This window comes from Peribacillus sp. FW305-BF15, from assembly GCF_058783805.1.
Map to the genome: position 1 here is coordinate 117,590 of NZ_JBYSYV010000002.1, position 23,718 is coordinate 141,307.

The following is a 23,718-nucleotide window of genomic DNA, read 5'->3' on the forward strand; positions in this document are numbered from 1 at the left end:
CGCCTTTGAGCTATATCGGTGAACAAGAGTAACTGATATCGTCTAAGCTGCGTTACAAGCTCCAGAGCCATGAGTGTTTCTTGCTTATGGGAAATTGGGTGGAACCACGGGTAAACGCACTCGTCCCTTGCATAGGGATGTGTGCGTTTTTTTATTACTTAAAAAGGGGTGTTTATGTGATGGGTGAAAAAATGATTAAAGTTCAATTCCCGGATGGGCAGCAAAAGGAGTATCCGCAAGGAATCACAGTGGAAAGTGTGGCAGGCTCACTCAGCCCAAGTTTAAGGAAAAAGGCAGTAGCTGGAAAACTGGATAAGCAATTGGTTGATTTAAGTCATAAGCTTAATAAGGATGGCGAACTGTCGATCTTGACTCTCGATTCGGTTGAAGGATTACAAGTATTGCGACATACATCGGCGCATGTTTTGGCACAGGCTGTGAAAAGAATTTACGAAAATGTGGAATTAGGGATGGGACCAGTCGTGGAAGACGGTTTTTACTATGATTTTAAGTTAGAACACTCTTTGAGCTCAGAAGATCTGCAGGCCATTGAAAAAGAGATGGAACATATCATAAGTGAAAATCTGGAAATCAAAAGAATCGAAGTAACTTATGAAGAAGCTGTGAAGTTATTCCAGGGCAGAGGGGAGTCATTCAAGTTGGATATAGCAAAGAACATCCCCAATGGTGAAAAATTAACGCTCTATCAACAGGGGGAATTCATCGATCTTTGCAGAGGGCCGCACCTTCCATCCACATCATTTGTAAAATCATTCAGATTGACTCGTGTATCTGGTGCCTATTGGCGGGGAGACAATCAAAATGAAGTTCTCCAAAGGGTGTATGGCGTGGCTTTTCGAAAGAATAAGGATTTACAGGATCATTTTAAATTCCTGGAAGAAGCGGCCAAACGCGACCACCGTAAATTAGGGAAGCAGTTGGAATTATTCATGTTTTCGGAGGAAGCCCCTGGAATGCCATTTTATTTACCGAAAGGACAAATCGTTAGAAATGAATTGGAGAAGTTCTCGCGGGAGCTTCAGACTGAAGCTGATTATGACGAAGTTCGGACTCCTTTGATGATGAACCAGCGGTTATGGGAACAATCGGGCCACTGGGATCATTATCACGAGAATATGTACTTCACTGAGGTGGATCAAACAAAATTCGCGATGAAGCCAATGAACTGTCCGGGTCATATGCTTATTTTCAAAAACAGTCTTTATTCTTACAGGGATTTACCCATCCGGATGGCCGAATTCGGTCAAGTCCACCGTCATGAATATAGCGGTGCATTGAACGGGATGCTGCGTGTCCGTACATTTTGTCAGGATGATGCCCACATCTATGTACGGCAGGATCAAATCGAAAGTGAAATAAAACAAGTGTTTCATCTGATCGATAAGGTGTATCGCACTTTCGGATTCGAGTATTCCGTTGAGCTCTCGACTCGTCCGGTGGATTCAATGGGCGATGATTCCCTTTGGGAAGCTTCTGAAACAGCCCTGAAAAATGTTCTGGAAAGCATCGGGATACAATATCAAGTAAATGAAGGGGACGGGGCATTTTATGGACCGAAAATTGATTTTCATATTAAAGATGCATTAAAACGAAGCCACCAATGTGCAACAATCCAACTTGATTTTCAAATGCCCGACAAATTTGATCTGACTTACATCGATGAAAATAATGAAAAAGTCCGTCCGGTCGTCATTCATCGTGCCATCTTTGGATCGATCGATCGTTTTTTCGGAATCCTGATAGAACACTTTGCCGGTGCTTTTCCGGTATGGCTCGCCCCGGTGCAAGTACAGATCATCCCAGTCTCACAAGTTCATCTGGATTATTGTTTACAGGTTCAAAATGCACTGAAGAATCAAGGCATAAGAGTGAAAGTCGATGATCGGAATGAAAAGCTGGGGTATAAAGTCAGGGAAGCACAGCTGGGGAAAATCCCATATATGCTGGTCCTTGGAGATAAAGAAGAAAAAGAAAATGAAGTAAATGTCCGGAAATACGGGGAACAAGAATTTGAAAATGTCACAATAGAAACGTTCATCAAGAAAATGGTCCAGCAAATAAAAGAACGCAGCATCTAACAAGAAAGCAGCTTAAATTGGAACTCACGAGTAAAAGCCCGAATCTCACGAGTAAAAGCCCGAAACTCACGAGTAAAAGGCCGAAATTCACGAGTAAAAGCCCGAAACTCACGAGTAATTGGAATAAAAAAGACAGCCGAATAAATCGGCTGTCTTTTTCTATTAAATCCATACCCAGCCAACGCTCGGAATGAACTGCTGGAAACAGTTACCCCCAGGGCCGCCATGACCGCCGCCGGGGCAGGTTAATCCTAAGTAGTGTAATCAAACTAAATCTAGAAATCCTCCCTTTGTGTTTACCCTTTCAGGCTATGAACAATGAGGGGACAAAGAAGGATAATAAAATAGGCGGCCTATTTTATATAAAAGCAAGAAATTTATTCGAATTCCCGAGTAATTGCACGACTTCTTATGTAAATAAAACCTTTGCTGCCTGGATGGCAAAGTATATGCCAATCCCTATAAGGGATATACCTGAAACGATCGAGATGCCCATTAGGATAGGTTTGGATAAAAAGCGTCTGAAGGTGCTGGCGATGATGGCCATTGCGAAATCCCAGATTAAGAGGCCGATAAGGATTCCTGAGCTGTATAAAAGTAAATGATCCATATCATATTTTGAAGCGGAGTTTGCGAGAATGGATCCGTAAATCCCCAGCCAAAACAAAATGGATAAAGGATTCGAAAGGGACATGATGAATCCTGTCAGGAATGAAGAGAAAAGGGAATCTTTCGCTTTTCGTGCATTCACTTCAATCTTACCTGCACTTAGCAGACTTTCGATTCCGGTATAGGTCAGGACGAAAAATCCAAAAAGCCATAAAAATGTCTTCATGAAGGAGTTGTCCAAAAAGTGGACGACACCGAAAAAGACGAGGGCTATAAAAACAAAATCCGCTAAAATGGCACCCCAGCCAAATACCCAGGCATGCCAAAAACCCTTCTTGATTCCTTTGTCCAATTGAGCAGCGTTTATGGGACCGATAGGAGCCGCCAGTGATAAACCTAATAATACAAAGCTGAAAAAAACACCCAATTCATCACCTCATCGTTTATACATCTTCGCTTATTTGAATGTATTCAAACATTTGGACTTGTACCACCTTTTTAGTTCTATTTCTTGAGTTTAGTCCGCCTTGTCTGACCTGGTATTTTTGTAACAACACAGAAAACTCCTTCATAATGTAATTTAGTCAAATGGAAAGACGCCTATTTTAGTGCATGCGCTATTCAAAGCGGAATTGGAGGAGAATTATGCCTGAATTATCAATGCCGAATAAATATAAAACAATTCTTGATATCATGCATACTGATATTGCAATAAATGAAATGAAGGATCATTTTGAAGAAGGACTTTCAAATGCGTTAAACCTTATTAAAGTATCAGCCCCTTTCGTTTTACATGAAGGTAATGGTATCAATGACAATTTAAATGGTGTGGAGCGGATTCTTACCTTTGATGCTCTGGATATTAAGGATAAACAAATAGAAGTGGTTCAATCTTTGGCAAAGTGGAAAAGGATCACTCTTTCTAGGTATGGTTTGGCTTGTGATGAAGGCATTTACACGAATATGAATGCAATAAGACGTGATGAAAAACTGGATCATTTACACTCGTTATTTGTGGATCAATGGGACTGGGAGAAAGTCATTACGAAAGAACAACGTAACGTGGATACATTAATATCCGAAGTGAAAAAAATATATCGTGCCATTAAATCGACCGAACGTTATATGTTTGAATTCCATCATCTGCTTAAGCCTGTGTTACCTGAGAACATTCACTTCATTACGACCCAGGAGTTGGAGGATTTATACCCGGATCTTACTCCGAAGGAAAGAGAGAACGTGGCAGCGAAGAAATATGGTGCAATTTTCATTATGAAAATTGGCGGAGCTTTACAATCGGGGGAAAAGCATGATGGACGTTCACCGGATTATGATGATTGGGATTTAAATGGAGATATCGTTTTATGGAACCCACTCTTGGAATGTGCTTTTGAGGTTTCTTCAATGGGCATTCGAGTAGATGAAAGGTCATTGTTAAAACAATTAAGATTATCCAAAAACGAGAATCGTAAGGTACTCGATTATCATAAGGCCGTATTGGAAGGAAAGCTTCCGTATTCAATAGGCGGGGGAATAGGGCAATCCAGATTATGCATGTTTTTGTTGAAGAAAGCACATATTGGCGAGGTTCAGGTTTCGGTATGGAATGACCAAATAATAGAGGAATGTGAAAAAAGGAATATTATTCTTTTATAAAGACGAAAGCGGGAAACCCATTTTTAAACAGAATGGTTAGACTGTAGGCAAATGGAGTTTTATCCAAATTATTTAACAAAGTTGATTGGAGCGAGTGCCCTACGTTCCAATCAACGTCCAAATTTGTACAAGCAAAAAAAAGATAGACCATTCTTAAACAGAATGGTTTTTTTTGTTTTAAAGGGAATGGGGTAATTTTGGGAGAAGCGCAACTGAATAAATGTTTCTGCACTATAACATAATAATTTAAGACATCTAATATATGATGGCAAAACAAATTGGTTTCACAAATGGTTACCTTTTATGCAATAAGTTGCTTTTATAATGGATGAGGAGTGTAAGTATGGAAGGTCATGAGAAGCAAAATAAAGATGTAAGCGTGTGGTGCTTGATTAGTATGGCATCGATTCCATTGGTTATGACACTTGGAAATTCAATGCTTATCCCGGTTTTGCCCATTTTCGAGGAAAAGGTGGGGATATCTTCATTTCAATCAAGTATGGTGATAACAAGCTATTCCGTTGCATCCATCTTTTTAATTCCCATTGCTGGTTATTTATCAGATCGATTCGGACGGAAAATGGTCATTCTGCCAAGCTTGATCCTGGCCCTTATCGGTGGTTTGATCGCTGGTTATGCGTCATGGAAAATGGAAAATCCCTATACATGGATCATCATTGGGAGGGTATTGCAAGGGATTGGGGCGTCTGGGGCCTCACCCATCATATTGCCTTTGGTGGGGGATTTATACAAAGATGATGATGAAAAAACGAGTTCTTGTTTGGGAATCATAGAAACCTCGAATACGTTTGGGAAAGTGCTTAGTCCAATATTGGGTTCCCTGTTTGCTGCATTTATCTGGTTTTTACCATTCTTCTCGATTTCATTCTTCAGTTTAATATCTATTGTTTTGGTCTTTTTCTTTATAAAGGTACCAAAGGAGAAGGATGAGCCGAAGAAATTCAAGGATTTCTGGCATGATACGAAAAAAATATTCAAGAAGGAAGGAAAATGGTTATATACGGTTTTCCTGATTGGTGTCTTTGTCATGTTGGTTTTGTTCGGTGTTCTTTTCTTTTTGTCTGATAATCTGGAAAAAATCCATGATTTGCATGGTATCAAAAAAGGTTTAGTGATAGCGATCCCGCTATTTTTTCTTTGCGTATCTTCTTATGTTGCAGGGAAAAAAATCAAGGGGGAATTACCAATCATGAAAAAGATCATCATGATCAGTTTAGCTGTCCTTTCAATCAGCCTTGTATTTGTCGGTTTTACTAAAAACAGGGTCGTCCTTCTATTGATAATAACAAGCTTGGTGGGCATAGCAATTGGTGCTTTATTGCCGACACTCGACGCAATCATCACTCAAAATATAGAAAAGGAACAGCGGGGGACGATAACCTCCTTCTACATGTCATCAAGGTTCATCGGCGTTGCTGCAGGCCCTCCGGTCATGTCCCTTGTTATGAAAAATCATATCAATATGACCTATATCATTTCTGGGATCATCGGTATAGGCATCGTATTGATTGTTATGAAATTCATTAGTTCAGACAAAAAAGAAGCTGCTGCGTAATCGGCTTCAATACATCTCAAAAAAGCCGGGCTTTCCCACGGCTTTTTTTTGTGAATCGGGAAATTTTTTTGGCATGTGGTTATAGGCGGAGGGTTGTCACATAAAATGTACAAGTCATGAACTAGCTCGAAGGAGTGATGCTTTTTGAGTGTACATTTACTGCTAAGTTACTTTTTCTTAGGACTTACCCTTGCAGCACCGATCGGTCCGGTGAACTCCGCTCGTATCGATAAAGGAATCAAGAACGGGTTTTGGCACGCCTGGATCGTTGGGGCAGGGTCGATGATCGCAGATGCCTTGTTCATGATTTTAGTATATGTAGGAATGGTGCGGTTTTTAGAAATCCCGATCGTCCAGATATTTCTTTGGCTTTTTGGCGGATTTGTGCTTATTTATTCAGGGATCGAAAGTATATTACGGGTTAATACGATATTATTAAATGAATACAGGAATAGAGATTCTTTAATTTCCTGTTTTTTGACTGGGTTCATCATGTCCGTGACCAGTCCATTGTCCATTTTATTTTGGTTGGGGATATATGGATCTGTTTTAGCTAAAACGGCTTCAAGTTATGGGACATCCCAACTTTTCATTTATAGCGGGATGATCTTTCTTGGTCTTACCTGCTGGGACTTTTTTGTTGCGGCATTAACGAATGGATTTCGCAGGTTCTTAAATGAAAAAAGCTTAATGGCCATTTCGATCATCTCTGGATTATCATTGGTCGGTTTTGGGGTTTATTTTGCTTACCAAGGCATTGCTGCCATCCTATCATAAAGCAGAATGCATTAGATTATTACATAAGGTATTTGAAAACTTCTTCCTTGCATAATTCATTGTGGCATTATCAACACTATGAATGATGGAAGGGGGTAATGTTATGACAACAAAAGCCAATTGCAGTTCAGCGAAAGGAAAGGCTGTCCAAGATTCCAATGCATCCGGTGAACAACAGGGCGACATGAAATGGTGGCAGCTATCATTGGTCGGCGTAGGCTGTACGATCGGGACAGGGTATTTCCTCGGATCAACCATAGGGATTAAAACGACTGGGCCATCCATTGTATTTTCATTTGTATTGGCTGCACTGGGTACCTATATCGTATATAATCTGCTTGCCAAGATGACGGCTGCCGATCCTCAAGAAGGTTCTTTTTGTTATTATGCCAATAAAGCATTTGGACGATGGGCGGGCTTTAGCTGTGGCTGGAATTATTGGTCCTCCAATATATTGATCATGGGAAGCCAGCTTACTGCACTTTCGCTATTATCTCAATTTTGGTTCCCGAAAGTGCCGCTTTGGCTATTTGCATCCGGTTTTGCCATTGTTTCAATCGTGGTGGTATTGCTGGGAACAAAAGGGTTCGACAGGGTGGAAAACATCCTTGCTGTAATTAAGACAGCAGCAATCGTAATGTTTATCATCATTGCAATATGTGCCGTTTGCGGCTGGTTCGGTCTTGCTGGAGCGAAACCGCCATCATTTCCGAATACGTTCAATGAATTATTCCCCAAAGGGTTAAAGGGGTTTTGGACATCCCTTATCTATGCCTTTTATGCGTTTGGCGGCATTGAGGTCATTGGATTGATGGCGATGCAGCTTAAAAAGAAAGAAGATGCACCAAAGGCAGGGACGATCATGCTCTTGGTCCTTACCATTATATATGTGGTTTCATTGGGATTAGCCGTAACCATGATTTCGTTAGGGGCATTCAGTGAAAAAGAAAGCCCATTCGTTTCGGCATTGGACAGTTATCACCTGACATTTTTCCCGCACGTTTTTAATGGTGCGATCATCATTGCCGGTTTCTCGACGATGACCGCTTCACTATTCGGTGTAACCAATTTACTGGTAACGCTATCCAATGATGGGAATGCACCCGCATTATTCATGCAAAAGATCAAGAAATTCAAAGATCTTCCGCTGCCGTCACTGGGGCTTGGAGCCTTAGGTCTTTTAGGATCGATCATCACTGCCTTGCTCCTGCCAGGAAAGATTTATGAATACATTACAACATCTGCTGGTATATTGCTTTTGTATAACTGGGCATTCATCATTCTTTCTTCATTCAAAATCTTGGAAAATAAGATGTGGAGTAAGATTACGGCGGTTTTCGGACTGCTTTTAATTTTAGCGGCAGTAAGTGGAACACTGCTTGAAAAAGAGATACGTCCAGGGTTTTTCATCAGCCTTTTATTCATCGTGATCATCGGTCTGGCAGCCCTTTTCATGAAGTTCAAGGTATGGAATAAGAACAAGGCAATGGCCGCAAAAGCGAGTAAATCAGGACTTGATTAAAAAAGGAACTCGACTAATTCAAAGTCGAGTTCCTTTCAATTTGGCGCTAAATTTCAATGATTATTGGAAGGATCATTGGTTTTTTCTTAGTTTGATTAAAGAGATATTGCCCCAGTTCCTTCTTAATGGTCTGTTTAATGATGTTCCACCGGTATATTTTTTCACTTTGTAAGTCGTTGACCGTTTTCGTGACAATACGATTCACATTTTTTAGGAGGTCCTCGGAATTTTGTACATATACAAATCCACGGGAAATGGTATCGGGTCCTGAGACTATTTTTCTTTCCGTCTTGCTTAGTGTTATGACGATGACGAGCATTCCATCTTCGGAAAGCTGTTTGCGGTCCCGCAGAACGATTTCTCCAACATCCCCGACGCCAACACCGTCGACAAAGGTATTGCCGGCAGCCACCTTTCTTGTTTGACGGGCAACGGAGTTTTCAATATCCACCACATCACCATTATTGATGATGAAAGTGTGGTCCTTCTCCACCCCGACAGACTCAGCTAACAATCGATGCTGGTGCAGCATCCGATACTCACCGTGAATTGGGATGAAATACTTAGGTTTCATCAGGGTAAGCATAAGCTTTAACTCTTCCTGATAAGCATGTCCGGATACATGCATGCCCGTTACAGTCCCAGAACCGTAAATGACCTTGGCACCTAGCTGAAACAGGTTGTCGATGATACGTGAAACATCCCGTTCATTTCCGGGTATTGGTGTGGATGCAAGAATCACTGTATCATCGGGCAATATGCTCATATCCCGATAATTTGAACTGGCAAGGCGGGAAAGGGCGGCAAATGGCTCTCCTTGACTTCCTGTACATAAAACCGCAACCCTTTCCGGAGCATAACTATCGACTTCTTGTGGTTGGATAAGCATCCCATCAGGAACCTCGAGATAGCCGCGTTCAATGGCAACGGTTACGACGTTCACCATGCTTCGTCCAATCAGGGCCAGTTTCCGGTTTGTCTTCTGTGCAGCGTTCACAACTTGTTGAACACGATTGACATTTGAAGCGAATGTCGAAAGGATGACTTTCTGTTTTGCCTGCATGAAGGCCTCTTCAATATGGCTGCCAACCAGATGCTCCGAGGGACTGGAGCCGGGACGCTCTGCGTTCGTGCTTTCCGATAGTAGAACGAGGACACCTTCACTCCCGATTTTGGCCATTTTATGAATATCGGGATACTGATCATTCATCGGAGTCAAGTCAAACTTGAAGTCCCCTGTATGAACGACCGTGCCTTCCGGCGTATGCATGGTGACTCCGAGGCAATCGGGAATACTATGATTCGTTTTGAAAAAGTCCAGAACCATTTCCCCGAATTCCAGCTTTGAATCCGAATCGATCTGGATTAATTCCGTATCAGCCAAAAGGTTATGTTCTTTTAACTTCAATTCAATCAAACCAAGTGTTAAACGTGTGGCATAAATGGGCACATTCAATTTTTTCAAGAAATAAGGGATACCGCCGATATGATCTTCATGCCCATGAGTCACAATCAAAGCGCGGATCTTCTCCTTATTCTCCTGAAGAAAGGAAATATCAGGAATGATCAAATCGACTCCTAATAAACTTTCATCAGGAAACTTTGCACCACAATCAATAATGACGATATCGTTAGAATATTGAATCACATACATGTTTTTACCGATTTCATTCACTCCGCCCAGAGCCAATATGGACAAAGCATTCTCTTTCACACTCAAGTAGATAGACCTCCCTTTATTATGATAAGGATAGTGTTTCCTTAGGTCGCTTTTATAAAACCAACTCTTTTTTTAAATCAGGCTAATTCAAAAAGCCATAAAAAAAACACCTGCCGCATTCGGTAGGTGTGTATCTTCAATCTTCATCGGCTCAAGCAAGAATGGATGCTTTCTTCAAAAGTCTCCAATGCTTGGATCTGTGAAGCATATCCGGTTTTCAGAGTGGTCAGCAGACTTTCTATCAGAAATTCTCGCGGTTTGTCTGACTGCATCAGCTCATCTTGGATGAAATCGACCAATTCAATGGCTCTTCTTCGATCTTCACCGCAAGGAATAGCCTTGTTTATCGCTTTTTTCAATTCAGTGGTGGAATGAAGCAAATCATTATGGCAAGCATCAAGCTGGTTTGTGAATTTTGGAAACCACGTATCCATTAATTCCGGATCAATGATCTGTTCCCCGCTTTCAGCCACTTCATTGACTAAATGGACAATGCGATTCATGCAATAGCGGATAATTTGTATGTCCGGTGTACCGGCGGGATTAGCACGGTAACTAAAATGATTCATGTGGGTCATCATCGAATGAAAGATAATGACGCTATCTAAAAGATAGGGTTTTTTACTTTCACCGAAGATATCGATAAAACGGTTATACATCCAGCGTAAGCTCAACAATAGCGTCTTATTGATGAATTGCTTTAATTCCTCATCATTGGAAACACGGACTTCTTCGATCAGGATAAGCAATTTGCTTTGCTTGTTCACCATCAATTGCAGTTCGAGCTGCCGGATGAAAATTTCAATATCGGCGGAATCTTGACCAATCAACAGCTTTTCCCGTTCATGGCGAATCTTTGTATAAAAGGAGCGGAAAATAGCTATAAATAATTCACCCTTCGAAGGGAAATAATTATAAAATGTACCTTTTGATATACCGCTGCCGTCTAAAATGTCTTGAATGGACGTCGCTTGGTAGCCTTTGTCAATAAACAGCTTATGAGCCGTATCGATGACATTCTGCCTTCGATTGTTCATTATATCACCTGATTTTCATTATACTGCTTGTATAAAATTAATCGTACTCTATTTTTCATCACAGCACAAACCCTTATTTAAACCAGTAAATTTTTATTGCAAAAAATGAACTAGGGGTATATTATTGATTTTGTGAGTTTTTAATATACCGCTCGTATAATTAAATGAACCAATAGTTTGAATGGAGGAATAGATAAAAAGTGAGTACTGCACAAATAAATGAGAAAAAGGGTTCGTTTGGCATTTTGGCCATACTGATGGTCGGTGCGTTCATAGCGATACTGAATTCAACCCTTTTAAATATTGCACTGCCATCCATCCAAATAGACCTGGGAATCGAGACTTCCACAGTCCAATGGCTGACAACAGGCTATATGCTCGTGAACGGAATCATGATTCCGACAACTGCCTTCTTAATAAAAAAATATTCGGTGCGTAATCTGTTCCTGACAGCCATGCTCCTATTCTCAATCGGGACGATCGTGGCAGGTGTAGCGCATGTATTCCCGCTATTATTGAGCGCACGTATGGTTCAGGCTGCAGGTTCGGCAATCATGATGCCATTATTAATGAACGTACTTTTAACTTCTTTCCCTGTTGAAAAACGAGGCTCGGCAATGGGACTATTCGGTTTGGTCATGATGTTTGCCCCTGCAATCGGGCCGACGCTTTCAGGCTGGATCATCGAACATTATGATTGGAGAATGCTATTCCATTTCATTACTCCGCTAGCTTTACTAGTGCTTATTTTCGGCTTCTTTAAACTTAAAGACCACAAGGAAAAAGTCGATATCTCAATTGATAAAATATCGGTCATCCTTTCAAGCTTAGGCTTCGGCGGTTTGCTTTACGGATTCAGTTCGGCAGGCAGCAAGGGGTGGGATAGCCTTGAGGTATACGGAACACTGATTGTCGGTGCCATCTCCCTGATCCTTTTCATAACACGCCAGCTTAAAATGGAAACACCAATGCTTGAGTTCAATATCTTCAAGCACCCGATGTTCGCTTTATCCGCAACGATCTCAATCGTACTGAACATGGCGATGTTCTCGGGGATGATCTTAATTCCGATGTACACACAAACAGTACGTGGCATTTCACCATTCGATTCTGGATTATTGATGCTTCCAGGTGCGTTATTAATGGCCCTCATGTCACCGGTCACCGGTAAGCTTTTCGATAAGTTCGGTGCCCGCATCCTTGCTTCAATCGGTTTGCTTATCACCGTGGTAACTACGTATTTGCTAAGTAAATTATCAATGGAAACCACGTATACAGAAATTGTAATCCTGTTTTCCGTTCGTTCCTTCGGGATGTCAATGTCCATGATGCCGATCATGACAAATGGTTTGAACGCGCTGCCAGCCCGCATGAACCCGCACGGTACAGCCATGAATAACACACTGAACCAAATTTCCGGTGCGATCGGTACGGCATTGCTCGTTACGGTCATGTCTAACCGTGCAGCGTCTACTGCCGAAGATTTAATGACGAAAGCGATGAGCAAATTAACGAGCCAGCCCTCCGCTGAGATGATGGGCCAAATGAAAGCCCAAATCGGGATGCAGGCAATGCTGGATGGAATTAACTTCTCCTTCTTTGTATCTACCTTCATTGCCGGTGTGGCGCTGATTCTGGCATTATTCATTAAGCGTGCTTGGCCGGCTGAAGAAAAACCAGCTGTGAAAAAAGATCAAACCGCTTAAATGAAACAATAAAAGGCCCTATGCCACCTGAATCGTTCAGGCAGCATGGGGCTTTTTCTATTCTGCTTTTCACGTTAAGGCCCATAACGGAATGTAATTCAGGCTGCTGCGGAATGAAGCCAAAGGATGAATAAATGGATGAAGGCAGGAATAGAAGGTGTGAAGGCAGAAATGAACAGATGCAGGATGAATAAATGGGTGAAGGCATAAACGTATAATTTACTTATAGTCAACATAGTATTTTAGAGGTTTTTTTAAAAATAGATCGGGGTTCAAAATGGCGATTCCGATCCTGGGAGTGAACAGGAGATGGAAATTAGGGTTAATCAAATTGAGTTGAATGGACTCACGTTTCAATATCGGGAGTGCGGGGATGTTTCTGCTCCACCGCTTGTTGTTCTTCATGCACTGGGAAAAAGTTCGGAATCATGGGATGAAGCGGCTGCCGCATTAGGAGAAAGTTATCGTGTTTTAGCTTTAGATCAACGGGGCCACGGTGGGAGTGCGAGAACGAATACATATACTTTTGAATCGATGCGTGATGATTTGCTTCATTTTGCAGATGCGCTTGATTTGGGAAGGTTTTCGCTAATGGGGCATTCCATGGGGGGGACGGTTTCCTATCTTTTCTCACAAACCTTTCCTACGAGGATAGAAAGGTTGATTGTCGAAGATACGCCGCCTCCTTTCTCGGATAAACCAATGGAGGTTCCTTCCAGGCCTTCTGTCCCACTGCCGTTTGATTGGCAGGTAGTGCCTTCGATTCTACAGCAGCTTAATGAACCCGATCCAGAATGGTGGGCACGCCTCACCGATATAATGATGCCGACGCTTGTGATAGGGGGCGGGGCCAGCCATATTCCCCAAAACAAATTGCAGGAGGTTTCCGAGCTTATCCCGAATTGCGAATTGGTGACGATAGAGGATGCCGGACACTTTGTCCATGATGATAATTTATCAGCTTTCTTGTCTGTTGTAAAAAGGTTTCTTACCAAAGGGCAGGCGATTTAAAGTAGAAATAAGAGGGTTGCTGGTGCAGCCCTCTTATTTCTGCTTTAAATGGTTTATTTTAAAGACGGCATTTACCGATTTATTATTAAGGATTTCCAGCAGCTGTTCAGCCATATAGTCAGCGCTATATTTAAAGCCAGTGTTGACCCATTCGATGATCATGCCCAATATCGCATATGCTTGGTAACTGGAGGCAAGTTCTTTATTGATCTTAGGGTTCGGCCGGTAATCTTCCAGGTCCTCCACTGGAAGCTTCTTCAACTCATTACAAATCCGTTCCAGTAATGTAGGCCATGCATTCGACTTTAGGATGAGAGTATAAATGTTTGCATGGTTAGCGACATGTTCAAATATTTTGATGACCGAAGCCGTTAGTTCATTGATGGTGAAAGTTTCGGCGTTCTTATAAGGTTCCCGGTAAGATATGATCAAATCGGCAATCACATCCTCCATGACCTCTTCAAGCAGCTCCTCTTTGTACTGATAGTGTTTATAAAATGTACCCCGATTAAGGTCGGCGAGTTCTACAATATCAGTAATCGATATCTCCCTGAAATCCTTACTTTGCATTAAAGAAATGAGGGATTCTTTCAAAGCCATTTTGGATTTCCTGATCCTTCTATCAATCCCAGTATTATTATCAGTCATTTTCTTCATCCTTTGTTCGTTATTGTGCTTTTAATAAACATAGTTACTACTTTCTGTTCATTATTCAACATTGAGGACAGCATTTGCTGATTGTATAAGCCTACTGAAACTAATTATACTATAAAGGAAGGTAGATAATGAACATCTGTACAATAAGTAAAGCTTCACTAGAATGAATGGGGGAGTTCAAATGAAATTACAAGACAAAGTTGCCGTTGTGACAGGAGCAGCATCAGGCATGGGGAAACAAATTGCCATAGATTATGCTCGAGAAGGAGCTAAAGTCGTCGTATCGGATTTAAATCTTGATGGTGCGAACGATACGGTGGAAGAAATAAAAGCGAATGGCGGAGTGGCCTTTGCCATTAAAACGAACGTAGCGGTGGAGGAAGATATTCAACATTTGATCGATACCACGGTCAGTAATCATGGAACGGTGGATATTTTGGTGAATAACGCGGGTATCATGGATGGCATGGAACCTGCTGGGGACATTGAAGATTCTAAATGGGATCGGATTTTTGCCATTAACACGACAAGCGTCATGCGTTCGACTAGAAAGGTGATGCCGATTTTTTTAGAAAAACAAAAAGGGGTCATCATCAATATTGCTTCTGCTGGCGGTTTGTACGGTGCCCGGGCTGGTGCTGCTTACACTGCCTCTAAACATGCAGTCGTTGGTTTCACGAAAAACACGGGCTACATGTATGCCAATAAAGGGATTCGCTGCAATGCTATAGCACCAGGCGGAGTAGAAACCAATATTGGTTCCAGCATGACGAATATCAATGAGTTTGGCTTCTCTCGCCAACAACTGGGTATGGCGATCAATCCACGAAACGGCAAACCTGAGGAAATCGCTAAAGTGGCATTATTCCTTGCTTCAGACGATTCCAGTTTTGTTAATGGCACTGTCATTACGGCAGATGCTGGTTGGAGTGCATACTAAACCATGAATTAAAAAGAATCCATGCATTCCTGCCAGTAAGCAGGGATGCATGTTTTTTTGAGTGGAGCCTTGGCAGGATATTTGGGTGGGGATTGTGGTTGGCCAGAAATTTCCATAAGGAAGGTTTTGACTTCATCGGGTGATTTCAATCGAAAGTGGATTAGTGGGGGCTGGATAGTTCCGCTACTATCCAGTTTTTCTCAAAAAGAATTATGCTATCAATGGATTTAAAAGATAAGTTGAACTCTGAAATCTCGGAAGCAAAATAGGTTCCCTGAAAAAATCCACTTTCCTTATGAAATAGAATCATTGAGTGATCCATTAGTTTGCTGCGGTACCTCGTAAACAATATATTAATGTTTGTGAGAATATTGAAGGACTTTCTGACGGACGTAATCAAGATGCTTGTACATTTGGCTGAATGCTTCATGTGGATCATGTGCTGCAAGTGCAGCATAGATGGCTTTATGATACTTCACAGTCAGTTCCCGTTCCCTGAATTGAATCAAGCTATTTATTTTATTATGAGTGATCAATAAGGAATCGATCATGCCTTCAATGATGGGATTGTTTGCACTTAAAGCGATGATCTTATGGAATTCTTTATCGGCCTCTCCATAATCGTTGTCTTCACTATTGGCAATCGTGTCAATCGTAACCTGCAGTTTCTCCAGTTGCTCGTCTGTGATCTTCTCGGCAGCCATTGTTACTAATCCCAACTCCAAAGCCATTCGCGCTTCGATGATCGCTGGTAAATTATCCGTAGCCAGCGCAAGCATGACAGAGAATGGATGTGTACCGATTTTATCGTTAAAAAAGGTTCCTTCACGCGTTTTCCTTGTAATGACCCCTAGTGTATCAAGGGCACTGAGCGCCTCACGTAAAACAGGCCGGCTTACTTCAAGTTCTTTCATAAGTTCCATTTCAGGAGGCAGTTTGTCGCCCGCTTTCATTTGTCCAGTGACGAGCAGATGCACAATTTGATCCACGACTTGTTGTGAAAGAGTGTTGCGATGTACCGATTGTACGCCTAATTTCTTTGACGATTCTTCCATTGTGTAACCCCTTTTCTGTTAAATCCTATATGTATTTCTACTGTAAGACTAATTATATAATATAATACACTTATTTGCATGTAGACCTATGTCCAAAAAAAGTAAAATGCGCCGCTCTAAAGAGAGAGACGCACGCATTGTTGGAAAAAAATCATCTGACAAGGCAAGGTGATTTCGGATTGAACTTCCATCCGGAAACCAAGTATTGCATAGCCATTGAATCATCACGGGCACCAAGTCCTTTTTGTTTATAAAGCTGATGTGCCTTCTCGATTTGTTCCATATCCACTTCAATTCCAAGTCCGGGTTTGGAAGGGACATCGACCATTCCGCCCACAATTTTAAAAGGTTCTTTCGTCAAACGCTGCCCATCCTGCCAAATCCAGTGGGTATCGATCGCAGTGATTTTTCCTGGTGCGGCTGCAGCAACGTGTGTAAACATGGCAAGTGAAATGTCAAAGTGATTATTCGAGTGTGATCCCCAAGTCAAGCCCCAGTCGTTACACATTTGAGCGACACGGACAGAGCCTTGCATCGTCCAAAAATGCGGATCGGCAAGAGGAATGTCCACTGATTGAAGTTGAATGGAGTGCCCCATTTGCCTCCAGTCCGTTGCAATCATATTCGTAGCGGTTGGGAGGCCCGTTGCACGCCTGAATTCCGTCATGATTTCCCGGGCGGAAAAACCATTCTCCGCTCCGCATGGATCTTCCGCATATGCCAAAACATGATGTTGATCGCGACAAAGTTTAATCGCATCCTCAAGCAGCCAGCCGCCATTTGGGTCAAGGGTGATCCTGGCTTCAGGGAAGCGTTCAGCAAGTGCCGTCACCGCTTCGATTTCTTCTTCCCCGCGCAAAACCCCGCCTTTCAATTTAAAATCATTGAATCCATAGCGAGAGTGGGCGGCTTCTGCCAAGCGGACGATCGATTCGGGTGTCAGCGCTTCCTCATGACGGAGGCGAATCCAGTCATCTTCCGCTTCCGGTTCGCTTAAATAACCAAGATCTGTTTTATTGCGGTCGCCTACATAAAATAAGTAGCCCAGCATTTCCACTTTATCACGCTGCTGTCCTTCGCCGAGAAGGGCTGCGACTGGAACACCTAAATGTTGGCCAACTAAATCAAGAAGTGCCGCTTCCAATGCTGTTACGGCATGAATGGCAATACGAAGATCGAACGTCTGAAGGCCGCGCCCCCCAGCATCCCGGTCCGCAAACTGCTTGCGGATGGCATTTAGAATGTTGTTGTATGTCCCGATGGACTGGCCCACAACCAATTCTTTAGCATCTTCGAGTGTCTGGCGGATTTTTTCGCCTCCAGGAACTTCACCTACACCCGTATTACCCGCATTGTCTTTTAGAATGACGATGTTCCGGGTGAAATAAGGAGCATGGGCACCACTCAAGTTCAAAAGCATGCCGTCATGGCCCGCAACTGGAATGACGCTCATTTCTGAAATTACCGGTGTGCCGATTTTTACATGATCCTTTAGTAATTGATTGTTCATGATTTTCCCCCTATATCAGAATATTTAGTTGATTATGATTTTAACTTTACACGTTTAATTTCACCAACTAGGAATAAATAACTTAAAATCGCGACAAGAGCATTGGCACATACGAAGACTAGCGCACCATTAAACGACCCTGTCGTGGCAATGATATATCCGATGATAATCGGTGTTGTAATGCCGGCAATGTTTCCGAATGTGTTGAAAAGCCCGCCGCTGACACCTGACATTTCCTTTGGTGAGGTATCGGCCACTACCGCCCAGCCGAGTGCCCCGAATCCTTTACCGAAAAACGCAAGGGCCATAACGAAAATGACAACCCATTCCGTATCTACATAGTTTGCTGCCACCAAGCTCATCGATAGAATCATCCCAACAACAATTGGCACCTTTCGAGCGACAGTCAATGAGAATCCCTTCCGTAACAAGAAATCAGAGAATGTCCCTCCGAGAATGCCGCCAAAAAATCCGCAAATGGCCGGAAGGGAAGCGACGAATCCAACTTCAAGAATGGTCATGCCCCTTTCTTGTACTAGGTACACAGGAAACCATGTCAGGAAAAAGTACGTTAACGTCGTAATGCAATATTGTCCGAGATAAACACCTAACAGCATGCGATTTGATAATAGCTGCTTAATATGATTCCAGTTGACGCCTTTCTTTTCCTCCTTATTTGTACTGGTTTGGTCCATATTGATCAAAGCGCCGCCCGCTTCGATATATTCAAGCTCAGCTTTGTTGATGCGAGGATGTTCCTTTGGGCCATATATCGTTTTCATCCAGATGAAAGCAACGATGATTCCTAAAGCACCCATAAAGAAGAAGACGTATTCCCAACCGAATTTATACGTAATGTAACCCATGATCGGTGCAAAGAGAACGGTTGCAAAATATTGGGCCGAATTGAAAGTGGCAGCCGCGGTTCCGCGTTCATGGCTTGGGAACCAGGTGGCAACGATGCGGCTGTTGGCCGGAAAGGAAGGGGCTTCCGCCAATCCAACTAAGAAGCGCAGTCCGAACAATACCATGACAGCCGTTCCCGCAGAACCGAAAAAACCGAGAAACCCTTGTAAAAGCGTAAAGGTGGACCATAACGTAATACTCCAAAAATAAACTTTTTTCGAGCCAAAACGGTCTAAAAGCCATCCGCCTGGAATTTGTCCAGCTACATAAGACCAAGCGAAAGCGGAGAAAACATAGCCCATCATGACTGAATCGAGACCAAGCTGACCAGACATGTCCGTACCCGCAATGGATAGCGTCGCACGATCCGCATAATTCAGGGCTGTAACCAAAAAGAGCATAAAGACAATGAACCATCGTGTGCGTGTTTTTTTCTGGGCACTTGGCAGTTTAGGAGATGGTTGAAAAACTTTTTCTTCAGCGTTCATATACTCACTTCCTTAATCGTATTTTATTATATTTTCTAATTGATACCGCTTACAATGTTAACTGTTTCCTCCTTCGTGAAAATTCTTAATATTTAGTTTTGTCCAATGGTAAGACAAATAAAATTGTTTGTCAATGGCTTTTTTTCTTAAAAGTTTTTTCATTTTAGCTCCTTCATTATCGTGTTTTTTTGTATATATTAGAAGCGAAATTATCGAGGGATAAAGTAGCGCTTCATTTTTCAGAAAATAAAAAAAATACGATTGACCAGATGGTGTATTTGTCTTACAATAAAACAATAATACACAAGGGGGAATAAAAAATGAATAAGATCCGCAAGGCACCTAAAGGAATTCTCGGATTTCCCGTGGCACCATTCACAACGAGTAATAAGCTTGATGAACAAGCACTCGCCCAAAATATCCAATTTTTATTAGATGAGGGACTAGAAGCTATTTTCGTGGCATGTGCAGCAGCGGAATATCCATCATTAAGTAAAGAGGAATATGAAGCGATGGTTGAGGTAGCCGTATCCGTCACCGCTGGAAAAGTACCTGTATACACAGGGGTAGGCGGGAATATCCAAACTTCCCTCGAACTTGCCAGAATATCTGCGGATAAGGGGGCAGATGGTTATTTAATATTACCTCCATATCTCGTTACTGGAGAACAGGCAGGTCTGTCGGCTTATTTCAAAGCCATCGCAGAGAGTACAGACTTGAATTCCATCGTATATCAGCGTGATAATGTGGCATTTTCACTTTCAACTTTGGAAGCGCTTGCTGAGGTCCCGCAGGTAGTCGGCGTCAAAGACGGTCTGGGCAATATGGAGCTGAATGGACTCCTTACACAAACCTTCGGAAAACGTTTCGGCTGGCTGAACGGAATGCCGCTTGCGGAAGTTACCATGTCGGCCTACGTTCCACTTGGCTTTGATTCCTATTCATCGGCGATATCCAATTACATCCCGCATATCTCACGAAAGTTCTATAATGGCATCCTGAGCGGAGATCAAGAAACGGTCAATGAAATTTACCAGCAGGTCATCATGCCGATCAACAACATTCGCCGTCAGCGAAAAGGGTATGCCGTTTCTCTCATTAAAGCAGGCATGGAGATTATGGGAATGCCGGTTGGGCAAACAGTCAGATTACCGATTCTGCCGGTGGAAAAAGAACATTATGCAGAAATGCAAACGATATTAGAGAATGCTTTAGATCGTTTTCCAAAAGAAACACCAATTCAATCAATCTAATAAGGGTGGGGATTATATATGATAACTACAGTTCAAACACAAACGTATCTTAACTATATTAATGGTGAATGGGTTGCTTCCATTTCAAATGAAGTTGAAAAAAGTTTAAACCCGGCAGATAAACAGGCAATTGTCGGTTATGTACAAAAATCCACCAGGGAAGACTTGGACCTGGCAGTGGAAGCAGCGAAAAAGGCGAAAGATAAATGGCGCAAATTAGCTGGTTCAGAGCGCGGGGAGTATCTATATAAAGCAGCGCAGATTCTTGAAAAGCGGATTGATGAAATCGCAGAATGTGCAACACGGGAAATGGGCAAGACATTTGCTGAAACAAAAGGGGAAACGGCACGCGGTATTGCGATCCTGAAATACTATGCAGGAGAAGGAATGCGTAAGGTGGGGGATGTCATTCCATCCACCGACAGTTCTGCGCTTATGTTCACGACGCGCGTTCCGCTTGGTGTTGTCGGCGTCATTACACCTTGGAATTTCCCGATCGCCATCCCAATCTGGAAGATGGCTCCTGCCCTCGTATATGGGAATACGATTGTGGTGAAGCCAGCCACGGAGACGGCGATCACCTGTGCGAAAATCATGGAGTGTTTTGAAGAAGCCGGTTTCCCGGCGGGTGTTGTCAATATGGTTACAGGGCCGGGCAGTGTCATAGGGCAGGGCATCGCCGATCACGAAGATATAAACGGGATTACCTTTACCGGCTCAAACGGAGTCGGAAAAAGGATTGGACAAGCGGCGTTAGCACGCGGAGCGAAATACCAGCTTGAAATGGGCGGGAAAAACCCGGTGATCGTTGCAGCGGATGCGGATCTTAACCTGGCTGTAGAAGCAGTCATTACAGGTGCGTTCCGTTCAACGGGGCAAAAATGTACCGCGACAAGCCGTGTCATCGTTGCAGCTGAAGTATATGAAGAGTTCAAGCAGCTGCTGGTGAAAGAAACGAAAGGCATTTCCATCGGGGATGGATTGGACAGCGGGACATGGATGGGACCATGTGCCAGCGAAAGTCAATTGAATACGGTTCTTTCCTATATCGAAAAAGGAGTGGAAGAAGGTGCTGCACTTCTAATTGGCGGGAAGCGTGCTGAAGAAGGCCCTCAGGCGAATGGCTTTTATGTAGAACCTACGATTTTTGATAATTGCACGTCAGATATGACAATTGTACAGGAAGAAATTTTTGGTCCGGTGATTGCCTTATTGAAAGCTGATTCAGTTGAAGAAGCCCTGCAACTTGCGAACAGCGTGGAATATGGCCTTAGTGCTTCGATTTTCACAGCCAATATCAAACATCTGCTTTCATTTGTTAATGATATGGAAGCCGGATTGATCAGGGTCAACGCCGAGAGCGCAGGCGTTGAATTACAGGCGCCATTTGGCGGCATGAAAAACTCCAGCTCCCACTCCAGGGAACAAGGAGAAGCAGCAAAAGAGTTTTTTACTTCCATTAAAACGGTGTTTGTCAAATAAGGGAAAAAAACAGTATTTTAACTGAAAATTACCGGCACGTGTATGTTTAGTGATGTCTGTTTGCTTTTTTTAGAATGAAGGAGTGGTGAAGTGGATACGAAAACGCAACTGACGGAGGTACCGCTTTATATTAAGGTTAATGGGATCGACAATGTCGCCATCGTGGTTAATACGGGAGGCTTGGATCAAGGAACCGTATTCCCTTGTGGGCTTGAATTGAAAGAAAGAGTGCCACAAGGCCACAAAGTGGCTTTAATGGACATAGTCGAAAATGAAACCATCATACGCTATGGGGAAGTTATCGGTTATGCGGCTAAATCAATCAGTAAGGGATGTTGGATTGACGAATCACTGGTGATACTTCCGTCTTCTCCGGATTTAAAGGAATTACCGGTAGCAAATGATATTCCGAAAACTTTACCCCCGCTTGAAGGGTATACATTCCAAGGGTTCCGCAATGAAGATGGCAGTGTTGGAACCAAGAATATATTGGGCATTACAACAAGCGTCCAATGTGTAGTGGGCGTGCTGGATTTCGTCGTGAACCGGATAAAAAAAGAGCTACTCCCGAAGTATCCCAATGTTGATGATGTTTTCGCCATAAATCACAACTATGGGTGCGGAGTCGCTATCAATGCACCGGAAGCGGTCATTCCCATTCGCACGATACAGAACCTTGCGAAACACCCGAATTTCGGCGGGGAAGCCTTGGTAGTTGGACTGGGGTGTGAAAAACTGTCTCCGATGAGAATAAATCCAAGCGGGGACGATTCAGATATCATTTCACTTCAGGATCAGCAGGGATTTGCGGGGATGGTCCAATCCATTATGGAAATGGCCGAGGAACGTTTAATCAAGTTGAACCGCCGGCAGCGGGAAACATTTCCGGTTTCCGAATTAGTCATCGGCACCCAGTGCGGAGGAAGTGATGCATTCTCTGGTGTCACAGCTAACCCTGCCGTAGGATATGCCACAGATCTGTTAGTCAGGGCAGGGGCAACCGTTCTATTTTCTGAAGTCACAGAAGTACGGGATGCGATTCATCTATTAACGCCTCGTGCAGTGAATGAGGAAGTGGGGAGAGCTTTAATAAAGGAAATGGATTGGTATGATAACTACCTTGCATTGGGTGATGCCGACCGAAGTGCCAATCCGTCGCCAGGAAACAAAAAGGGCGGGTTGGCCAATGTAGTGGAAAAATCATTAGGCTCCATTGCCAAATCCGGAGGCAGCCCCATTTCAGGCGTTTTGGCTCCTGGTGAAAAAGCAACGGAAAAAGGGCTGATTTTTGCTGCTACACCAGCTAGTGACTTTGTTTGCGGAACGCTTCAGCTAGCTTCCGGCATGCACCTTCAAGTTTTTTCAACTGGAAGAGGCACACCTTATAATCTCGCAATGGCTTCCGTCATCAAAGTATCTACACGAAATACATTGACCGAGCAATGGAAAGATCTGATCGATATAAATGCTGGAACGATCGCTACTGGTGAAGCAACCATAGAGGAAGTCGGGTGGGAAATATTTCACCTTATTCTGGAAGTGGCCAGCGGTAAAAAGAAAACCTGGGCAGAACATTGGGGCCTGCATAATGATTTGGCACTGTTCAATCCTGCACCAATTACCTAATAGTGAATGAATTGAAGGACTTCCTTTTATAGGGGGTCCTTTTTTTGATGGTCCATTTTTTACAGTTGCATTATTTTTCCTCCAGAAA

At 42.9% G+C, this 23,718-nt stretch carries 18 protein-coding genes; 11 read left to right on the forward strand and 7 right to left on the reverse strand.

Annotation, left to right across the window (positions count from 1 at the left end; translation table 11 throughout):
* The first annotated feature begins 191 nt into the window (after positions 1-191).
* Entirely contained in the window at positions 192-2,099 is a 1,908-nt protein-coding gene (gene thrS / locus AC3WLU_RS02185; protein WP_492596812.1) for a threonine--tRNA ligase, read from the forward strand.
* Positions 2,100-2,508: 409 nt separating this feature from the next.
* Here the strand turns inward: thrS and AC3WLU_RS02190 are convergent, their stop codons facing one another.
* Positions 2,509-3,135 (reverse strand): LysE family transporter, encoded by a 627-nt coding sequence (locus AC3WLU_RS02190; RefSeq protein ID WP_098865502.1) that lies wholly within the window; start codon positions 3,133-3,135, stop codon positions 2,509-2,511.
* 233 nt (positions 3,136-3,368) lie between these two features.
* Between AC3WLU_RS02190 and asnA the strand changes: the two genes are divergently transcribed.
* The 4 genes from asnA to AC3WLU_RS02210 all read left to right on the forward strand — a co-directional run bounded on the left by asnA (position 3,369) and on the right by AC3WLU_RS02210 (position 8,239).
* Positions 3,369-4,364, forward strand: coding sequence for an aspartate--ammonia ligase (gene asnA / locus AC3WLU_RS02195; RefSeq protein ID WP_268564477.1), 996 nt, complete (start codon positions 3,369-3,371; stop codon positions 4,362-4,364).
* Between the two features lie 343 nt (positions 4,365-4,707).
* Positions 4,708-5,940, forward strand: a complete 1,233-nt coding sequence (locus tag AC3WLU_RS02200; protein WP_223255764.1) for an MFS transporter — start codon at positions 4,708-4,710, stop codon at positions 5,938-5,940.
* Positions 5,941-6,084: 144 nt separating this feature from the next.
* On the forward strand, positions 6,085-6,717 hold the full coding sequence (locus AC3WLU_RS02205) for a LysE family transporter (RefSeq protein ID WP_098865504.1): 633 nt from the start codon (positions 6,085-6,087) through the stop codon (positions 6,715-6,717).
* 103 nt (positions 6,718-6,820) lie between these two features.
* Positions 6,821-8,239 carry an amino acid permease gene (locus tag AC3WLU_RS02210; protein WP_098865505.1) on the forward strand — a complete coding sequence of 473 codons (1,419 nt, stop codon included), beginning with the start codon at positions 6,821-6,823 and terminating at the stop codon, positions 8,237-8,239.
* Between the two features lie 46 nt (positions 8,240-8,285).
* On the opposite strand, the gene AC3WLU_RS02215 is transcribed toward AC3WLU_RS02210, so the two are convergent.
* Together AC3WLU_RS02215 and AC3WLU_RS02220 are read right to left on the reverse strand one after the other, a co-directional pair.
* Entirely contained in the window at positions 8,286-9,959 is a 1,674-nt protein-coding gene (locus tag AC3WLU_RS02215; protein WP_413001745.1) for a ribonuclease J, read from the reverse strand.
* A 143-nt stretch (positions 9,960-10,102) separates the two neighbouring features.
* Positions 10,103-10,996, reverse strand: coding sequence for a TetR/AcrR family transcriptional regulator (locus AC3WLU_RS02220; RefSeq protein WP_492596735.1), 894 nt, complete (start codon positions 10,994-10,996; stop codon positions 10,103-10,105).
* Between the two features lie 257 nt (positions 10,997-11,253).
* Between AC3WLU_RS02220 and AC3WLU_RS02225 the strand changes: the two genes are divergently transcribed.
* Both AC3WLU_RS02225 and AC3WLU_RS02230 read left to right on the forward strand, forming a co-directional pair.
* Positions 11,254-12,702 carry a DHA2 family efflux MFS transporter permease subunit gene (locus tag AC3WLU_RS02225; RefSeq protein WP_278088693.1) on the forward strand — a complete coding sequence of 483 codons (1,449 nt, stop codon included), beginning with the start codon at positions 11,254-11,256 and terminating at the stop codon, positions 12,700-12,702.
* Positions 12,703-13,011: 309 nt separating this feature from the next.
* Entirely contained in the window at positions 13,012-13,713 is a 702-nt protein-coding gene (locus AC3WLU_RS02230; RefSeq protein WP_492596736.1) for an alpha/beta fold hydrolase, read from the forward strand.
* Positions 13,714-13,746: 33 nt separating this feature from the next.
* Here the strand turns inward: AC3WLU_RS02230 and AC3WLU_RS02235 are convergent, their stop codons facing one another.
* Entirely contained in the window at positions 13,747-14,361 is a 615-nt protein-coding gene (locus AC3WLU_RS02235) for a TetR/AcrR family transcriptional regulator (protein ID WP_054399846.1), read from the reverse strand.
* 190 nt (positions 14,362-14,551) lie between these two features.
* Between AC3WLU_RS02235 and AC3WLU_RS02240 the strand changes: the two genes are divergently transcribed.
* Complete coding sequence (locus tag AC3WLU_RS02240) at positions 14,552-15,310, forward strand: SDR family oxidoreductase (protein ID WP_492596737.1); 759 nt, start codon at positions 14,552-14,554, stop codon at positions 15,308-15,310.
* A 353-nt stretch (positions 15,311-15,663) separates the two neighbouring features.
* On the opposite strand, the gene AC3WLU_RS02245 is transcribed toward AC3WLU_RS02240, so the two are convergent.
* The 3 genes from AC3WLU_RS02245 to AC3WLU_RS02255 all read right to left on the reverse strand — a co-directional run bounded on the left by AC3WLU_RS02245 (position 15,664) and on the right by AC3WLU_RS02255 (position 19,269).
* The gene (locus AC3WLU_RS02245) at positions 15,664-16,365 is read right to left on the reverse strand and encodes a FadR/GntR family transcriptional regulator (RefSeq protein ID WP_145504490.1); all 702 of its coding nucleotides are present in this window, start codon (positions 16,363-16,365) and stop codon (positions 15,664-15,666) included.
* 151 nt (positions 16,366-16,516) lie between these two features.
* On the reverse strand, positions 16,517-17,875 hold the full coding sequence (gudD, locus tag AC3WLU_RS02250) for a glucarate dehydratase (protein WP_057276896.1): 1,359 nt from the start codon (positions 17,873-17,875) through the stop codon (positions 16,517-16,519).
* A gap of 32 nt (positions 17,876-17,907) precedes the next feature.
* Entirely contained in the window at positions 17,908-19,269 is a 1,362-nt protein-coding gene (locus tag AC3WLU_RS02255; RefSeq protein WP_063575335.1) for an MFS transporter, read from the reverse strand.
* 320 nt (positions 19,270-19,589) lie between these two features.
* Here AC3WLU_RS02255 and kdgD point away from each other — a divergent pair, with 320 nt between their 5' ends.
* The 3 genes from kdgD (at position 19,590) to garD (ending at position 23,630) form a co-directional block, all read left to right on the forward strand.
* Complete coding sequence (gene kdgD / locus AC3WLU_RS02260) at positions 19,590-20,522, forward strand: 5-dehydro-4-deoxyglucarate dehydratase (RefSeq protein WP_034309652.1); 933 nt, start codon at positions 19,590-19,592, stop codon at positions 20,520-20,522.
* Between the two features lie 18 nt (positions 20,523-20,540).
* Positions 20,541-22,004: an alpha-ketoglutaric semialdehyde dehydrogenase GucD gene (gene gucD, locus AC3WLU_RS02265; protein WP_492596738.1), complete on the forward strand. Its 1,464-nt coding sequence runs from the start codon at positions 20,541-20,543 to the stop codon at positions 22,002-22,004.
* A 90-nt stretch (positions 22,005-22,094) separates the two neighbouring features.
* The gene (gene garD / locus AC3WLU_RS02270) at positions 22,095-23,630 is read left to right on the forward strand and encodes a galactarate dehydratase (RefSeq protein ID WP_492596739.1); all 1,536 of its coding nucleotides are present in this window, start codon (positions 22,095-22,097) and stop codon (positions 23,628-23,630) included.
* The last annotated feature ends 88 nt before the right edge of the window (positions 23,631-23,718 follow it).